Below are 6,326 nucleotides of genomic sequence, written 5' to 3' on the forward strand. Positions count from 1 at the left end.
CCCCGAGTAATTGAAGTTAGAACGGTTTGACTACGACCAAAATTACGATAGCCAGCAATATCAGAACCGGGACTTCATTGAACCAGCGATAAAAGACATGGCTGCGGGTGTTTTCGCCACGGGCGAAACGTTTTACCTGTGCGCCACACATGTGGTGATAGCCGATCAACAGTACAACGAGGGTCAGCTTGGCGTGGATCCAGCCGCCGGACTGAAAGATGCCGGGGTTGAGGGCAATCAGCCAGATGCCGAATGCCAGGGAGGCAATCATCGCCGGGCCCATGATGCCGCGGTACAACTTGCGCTCCATGATGCTGAAGCGCTCCTTGCTGACGGTGTCCTCGCTTTGGGCGTGGTAGACGAACAGGCGCGGCAGGTAGAACAGCCCGGCAAACCAGCAGACGATGCTGATGATGTGGAAGGCTTTGACCCATAGATAAAGCATTTTTAGTTATTCCCAGGTTCACGGTAGCGAAGATAGTAGTGGCTCATGCGCCCATACGTCACGTTGACGGTTGTCGCAGGGCGATACGGCCCCTATTATCGACGGCTTTCCAGTGGTTCGTTGAGGGCAGGTTTATGGTCAAGGTCGGTATCGTCGGCGGCACGGGTTACACCGGTGTCGAATTGCTGCGTCTGTTGGCTCAGCATCCGCAAGCTGAGGTGGTGGTCATCACCTCTCGATCCGAGGCAGGCCTGGCCGTGGCCGATATGTACCCGAACCTGCGAGGCCACTACGACGGCTTGGCGTTCAGCGTTCCGGACATCAAGACCCTTGGCGCCTGCGACGTGGTCTTCTTCGCCACGCCACATGGTGTTGCCCATGCGCTGGCCGGTGAGTTGCTGGCAGCTGGCACCAAGGTCATTGACCTGTCGGCGGACTTCCGTCTGCAGGACGCCGATGAATGGGCCAAGTGGTACGGTCAGCCACACGGCGCGCCAGAGTTGTTGGAAGAGGCGGTGTACGGCCTGCCTGAAGTCAATCGTGAGCAAATCAAGCAGGCGCGCCTGATTGCGGTGCCGGGTTGCTACCCAACCGCTACGCAGTTGGGCTTTCTGCCGTTGCTTGAAGCTGGGTTGGCGGATGCGTCGCGCTTGATTGCAGACTGCAAGTCTGGCGTCAGCGGTGCAGGCCGTGGTGCTGCGGTAGGGTCGCTGTACTCCGAGACTTCGGAAAGCATGAAGGCCTACGCGGTAAAAGGGCATCGCCACCTGCCGGAAATCCGCCAGGGCCTGCGCCGTGCTGCCGGTAAGGAGGTGGGCTTGACCTTTGTGCCGCACCTGACGCCAATGATCCGTGGTATCCACTCAACGCTATACGCAACCGTGGTCGATCGTTCGGTAGACCTGCAGGCGTTGTTTGAAAAGCGCTACGCGAATGAGCCGTTCGTCGACGTAATGCCGGCGGGCAGCCACCCGGAAACCCGTAGCGTGCGTGGCGCCAACGTGTGCCGGATTGCTGTGCACCGTCCGCAGGACGGCGACCTGGTGGTCGTGCTGTCGGTGATCGATAACCTGGTCAAGGGCGCGTCGGGCCAGGCTGTGCAGAACATGAACATCCTATTCGGCTTGGATGAGAAGTTGGGCTTGTCCCATGCCGGCATGCTGCCTTAAGGCGGTTTGTTGATTGCGCAAAAGGCCCGTTGATCGGGCCTTTTGTATTTCTAATGGCGGCGATGCAGATTGATATACCGTAACAATAGTTGACCGATTTTCTAGGAGAAGCGGATAATGCCCGCCATTACGCATATGGCGGCTCTACGCCGGGAGATTATCAGCATGAGCGTTGAATCCTTCACCCCCACGGCTTTGCAATTCACTCACGGTGCTGCGCACAAGGTGAAGAGCCTGGTCGATGAAGAGGGTAATGATCGCTTGAAGCTGCGCGTATTCGTTACGGGCGGCGGTTGTTCAGGGTTTCAGTACGGCTTTACCTTCGATGAAGATGTGGCTGACGATGACACTATCGTTGAGCGCGAGGGCGTGAGCCTGGTTGTAGACCCGATGAGTTTCCAGTACTTGGCGGGCGCCGAGGTGGATTATCAAGAAGGTCTGGAGGGGTCGCGTTTCGTGATCAAGAACCCTAATGCCACCACTACATGTGGTTGCGGGTCTTCGTTCTCGATCTGATCGAGAGTGGATACAAAAACGCCGCTTGGCTTTCATGGGCCAAGCGGCGTTTTGCTGTCTGCGGATTAGTCAGGCGGGGTAGATTGCGCCCAGTAACCGCAGTCCGCGCGCGCCAGTGACGCTGGGACGGTTGGCGGCAATGCCTTCCAGGCAGCAATGGGCCAGCCAGGCGAAGGCCATGGCTTCGACCCAGTCGGGGTCTACGCCGTGAGTGGCTGTGCTGCTGACCTGGGTGGATGGCAGCAGGGCGGCCAGTCGCTTCATCATTGCGGTGTTATGGGCGCCGCCGCCACAGATCAACAGCGTTTCTGTCTGCGATTGTGCGGTTTGCAGGGACTCAACGATGGTCAGGGCGGTCAGTTCCAGCAAGCTGGCCTGCACGTTCTGGGGTTCGAAGGCTGGCAGGCGGCTAAGGTGCTGTTGCAACCATCCCAGGTTGAACACTTCTCGGCCGGTGCTTTTTGGGCCTTTTGTCAGGAAAAACGGGTCGCCGAGCAGAGCGTTGAGCAACTGAGGTTCTACTTTGCCGCTGGCTGCCCACTGGCCATCGCGATCAAAGTGTTCGCCGCGTTGTAGATGAATCCAGGCATCCAACAGGACATTGCCCGGGCCGCAGTCGAAGCCGGCTACAGGTTTGCCGGTCTCAATCAGGCTGAGGTTGCTGAAACCGCCTATATTCAACACCGCACGGTTGCCGGTGCTTTCGCCAAACAATGCTTCATGAAACGCAGGGACGAGCGGTGCACCCTGGCCGCCGGCGGCTACATCGCGGCTGCGAAAGTCGCTGACCACGGTGATGCCCGTCAGCTCAGTGAGCAAGGCCGGGTTTCCGATCTGCACCGTAAAACCTCGGGCGGGTTCGTGGCGGATAGTCTGACCATGGCTGCCGATCGCGCGGATATCTTGAGGCTTGAGGTTTTGCTGGTCGAGCAGTGTGTGAATGCCTTGAGCGGCGAGGGTAACCCAATGCTGCTGGGCGATCGCTGAACGGGCAATCTCATCCGGGCCGCTAGCGCACAGGCTTAGCAGCTCTGCGCGCAGGGTGTCCGGCATCGGAGTGTAGTGGGTGGCGATCAGATTGGCCGCTGCACCTTGTTCGATCAGGGCGATATCCAGGCCGTCGAGGCTGGTTCCGGACATCACACCTATATAGAGCGGCATGACTTAACGCTTCGCCGAAGCTAGCAGGGTGGAACGCTCCTGGTCCATACGTGCCATCAGGGGCTGGCTCTGTTGCATGAAGCGCGCGCGCTCTGCTTTGGCGATTGGGTCGGCCATCGGCAGTTTCTGGCCCAGTGGATCAACGTGTACCCCATTGACCTGGAACTCGTAGTGCAAATGCGGTCCGGTGGAGAGGCCGGTAGTGCCGATATAGCCGATCACCTGACCCTGCTTCACATTACCGCCCGTCTTCACGCCCTTTGCGAAGCCTTGCATGTGGCCATACAAGGTTCGGTAGGTGTTGCCGTGCTGAATGATCACTGTGTTGCCGTAACCGCCGCGACGGCCAGCCAGCAGGACCTTGCCGTCTCCCGCTGCCTTGATAGGCGTACCACGAGGAGCTGCGTAGTCGACGCCCTTGTGTGCGCGGATTTTGTTCAGGATTGGATGCTTGCGCCCCATGGAGAAACGCGAGCTGATGCGAGCGAAGTCCACTGGGGTGCGGATGAAGGCTTTGCGCATGCTATTGCCATCAGCCGTGTAGTAGCTGCTATTGCCTTGCTTGTTGGTGTAGCGCACGGCGGTGTAGGTCTTGCCGCGGTTGGTGAAGCGTGCAGAGAGAATATTGCCAGTGCCGACCACTTTGCCGTTGGCGACTTTCTGCTCGTAGATCACGTCGAATTCGTCACCTTGGCGGATGTCTTGGGCGAAGTCGATGTCGTAGCCAAATACGCTGGCCATGTCCATGGTCATGCTATGCGACAACCCCGCGCGCGCAGCGGATTGCGACAGCGAGCTGTTGATCACGCCGTGAACGTAGGCGGAGCGCATCACTGGTTTGGTGGTGATGCGATTGAACGCGAAACCTTTAGCGCCCTTAGTCAGGGAGATGCTTTCGAGGTCGCTGACGTTGCTGTGCAGGTTGTTCAACTGGCCGTCAGGCGTCAATTCGAACTCAAGCTTCTGGCCGTGTTTCAGTTGGGTGAACTGCTTGGCTTGTTTGTCGCTGGCCAGCACGTCGTTAACGGTGGCGGCAGGAAGGCCAACCTTCTCGAAAAGGGTCGAAAGCGTATCGCCTTTTGCGACGATCACTTCGCGGTGCTGAGGATTCTTAGCTGCGTCTGCGACTGGCTTTTGCAGTTCCTTTGCCGCTTGCTGGGTATCTTCGGGCGTGTTTTCTATCTGGGCAAACGGCGATTCAGATGGGGCATTTGTGGCTTGTTGAGCGTCGGAAGCGTCTTGATCTTGTGTCAGTTGTTCAACTGGACTCTCCAAGTCGAGGCTCAGGGATGTTCGTTTGGCTTCTACGTCACTGGAAGGGAATACCAGGAGTGCCAGGCTAAGAAGGGCGGCGATACCACTTGCGGCGAGCAGGTGGGTCTTCGGGTAAAGCGGCGGCGCTTTAGACGGTTCAGTGGTCATAGGTAATTTGACTTTGAAGATGAAATGGAAAAGATGAATGACATGATGAAGATGAAATAACTGTATAAAATATAACCAAATCATCTGTGGCGCAAGCTCGCGAATGCTGGGCTTGCTGAACGGTGTCCGTGCGCAGGGCAAAACTTGTAATTAGTCCCTGATCTTGTATGGTTGGTTCCCTTTTGAATCTGAGCCTTGCGGGTCTGTTATGAAGTCGGTTGAAGAGCAGCTAGCGCTGATAAAACGTGGTGCGGAAGAACTGTTGGTTGAGGCCGAGCTGATCGAAAAGCTCAAGCGTGGCCAGCCCCTGCGTATTAAGGCTGGTTTCGATCCGACAGCGCCGGACCTGCACCTGGGTCACACCGTGCTTATTAATAAGCTACGTCAGTTCCAGGAGCTGGGGCATCAGGTCATCTTCCTTATAGGTGACTTCACTGGGATGATCGGCGACCCGAGTGGCAAAAGCGCTACGCGCCCGCCGCTAACCCGCGAGCAGGTTCTCGACAACGCCGAGACCTACAAGACCCAAGTATTCAAGATTCTTGATCCGGCTAAGACCGAGGTGGCGTTCAACTCCACCTGGATGGATCAGATGGGGCCGGCCGACTTTATTCGTCTGACATCTCAGTACACCGTTGCGCGAATGCTTGAGCGCGACGACTTCGATAAGCGCTACTCCACCAATCAGCCGATCGCTATTCATGAGTTCCTGTATCCGCTAGTCCAGGGTTATGACTCGGTGGCGCTGCGTGCCGATGTGGAGCTGGGTGGTACCGACCAGAAGTTCAACCTGCTGATGGGTCGTGAGCTCCAGCGTGCGTATGGGCAAGAGGCTCAGTGCATTCTGACCATGCCATTGCTGGAAGGGCTGGATGGCGTCAAGAAGATGTCCAAGTCTCTGGGTAACTATGTAGGTATCCAAGAGGCGCCAGGCGTGATGTACGGCAAGCTGGTTTCCATTCCTGATGCGCTGATGTGGCGTTACTTTGAGCTGTTGAGCTTCCGCTCGATGGACGAGATCAATGCGTTGCGTGCTGATGTCGAGGCGGGTGCCAACCCGCGTGATGTGAAAATCAAGCTGGCAGAGGAGATTGTTGCTCGGTTCCATGGTGAGGAGGCAGCGGCCAGTGCTCACCGCGCGGCGGGCAACCGCATGAAAGATGGCGAGTTGCCGGATGATCTGCCTGAGGTTGAGCTGACTGCTGCTGAGGCGATGCCGATTGCGGCCGTTCTTAATAAGGCGGGCTTGGTGAAAAACTCCGCCGTGGCTCGTGACCTTCTGGGTTCGGGTGGTGTGCGTATAGATGGCGAGGTGGTAGATCGCACCTTTATATATGAGCTCGGAGCGACCCACATTTGTCAGGCGGGGAAGAAGGCCTTTGCACGCATTACGCTCAAATCTGAATAAGGTTGAAATTAAGTGTTGACGGCGAATTATATCTGTCTATAATTCGCCCCACTTCCGGCGCAGTCGAAACGGAAAACTCCTTGGTAAACAATGAGTTGCGCAGTTTTCGGCGGTAAGTTGCTTCAGTCCATCGAAGCCAAAAGGAAGTTGAAAAAGAGGTGTTGACAGCAGCGTGTAACGCTGTAGAATTCGCCTCCCGCTGATG

Annotated in this window: 7 protein-coding genes; 3 read left to right on the top strand and 4 right to left on the bottom strand. The window is 57.0% G+C overall.

What is annotated here, in order from left to right; all coding sequences use genetic code 11:
- Nucleotides 1–16 precede the first annotated feature (16 nt).
- Entirely contained in the window at nt 17–445 is a 429-nt protein-coding gene (hemJ, locus tag ACEN2T_RS20000; protein ID WP_032883825.1) for a protoporphyrinogen oxidase HemJ, read from the bottom strand.
- Nucleotides 446–579: 134 nt separating this feature from the next.
- Between hemJ and argC the strand changes: the two genes are divergently transcribed.
- Both argC and erpA read left to right on the top strand, forming a co-directional pair.
- The gene (argC, locus tag ACEN2T_RS20005) at nt 580–1,614 is read left to right on the top strand and encodes an N-acetyl-gamma-glutamyl-phosphate reductase (protein WP_024077689.1); all 1,035 of its coding nucleotides are present in this window, start codon (nt 580–582) and stop codon (nt 1,612–1,614) included.
- 165 nt (nt 1,615–1,779) lie between these two features.
- Nucleotides 1,780–2,130, top strand: coding sequence for an iron-sulfur cluster insertion protein ErpA (erpA, locus tag ACEN2T_RS20010; protein ID WP_003176443.1), 351 nt, complete (start codon nt 1,780–1,782; stop codon nt 2,128–2,130).
- Between the two features lie 69 nt (nt 2,131–2,199).
- On the opposite strand, the gene ACEN2T_RS20015 is transcribed toward erpA, so the two are convergent.
- Both ACEN2T_RS20015 and ACEN2T_RS20020 read right to left on the bottom strand, forming a co-directional pair.
- A complete protein-coding gene (locus tag ACEN2T_RS20015) occupies nt 2,200–3,291 on the bottom strand; it encodes an anhydro-N-acetylmuramic acid kinase (protein ID WP_442117351.1) in 1,092 nt (363 codons plus the stop codon).
- A gap of 3 nt (nt 3,292–3,294) precedes the next feature.
- Entirely contained in the window at nt 3,295–4,713 is a 1,419-nt protein-coding gene (locus tag ACEN2T_RS20020; RefSeq protein WP_095185031.1) for a peptidoglycan DD-metalloendopeptidase family protein, read from the bottom strand.
- Between the two features lie 208 nt (nt 4,714–4,921).
- Here ACEN2T_RS20020 and tyrS point away from each other — a divergent pair, with 208 nt between their 5' ends.
- Complete coding sequence (gene tyrS, locus ACEN2T_RS20025; RefSeq protein WP_122754302.1) at nt 4,922–6,121, top strand: tyrosine--tRNA ligase; 1,200 nt, start codon at nt 4,922–4,924, stop codon at nt 6,119–6,121.
- Here the strand turns inward: tyrS and ACEN2T_RS20030 are convergent.
- A partial coding sequence (locus ACEN2T_RS20030) for a hypothetical protein (RefSeq protein ID WP_442117352.1) occupies nt 6,108–6,326 on the bottom strand: 219 nt, incomplete at its 5' end. The genes tyrS and ACEN2T_RS20030 overlap by 14 nt on opposite strands.

The sequence above is a fragment of the Pseudomonas sp. W22_MBD1_FP4 genome, assembly GCF_052113765.1.
Taxonomy (GTDB): Bacteria; Pseudomonadota; Gammaproteobacteria; order Pseudomonadales; family Pseudomonadaceae; genus Aquipseudomonas; species Aquipseudomonas sivasensis.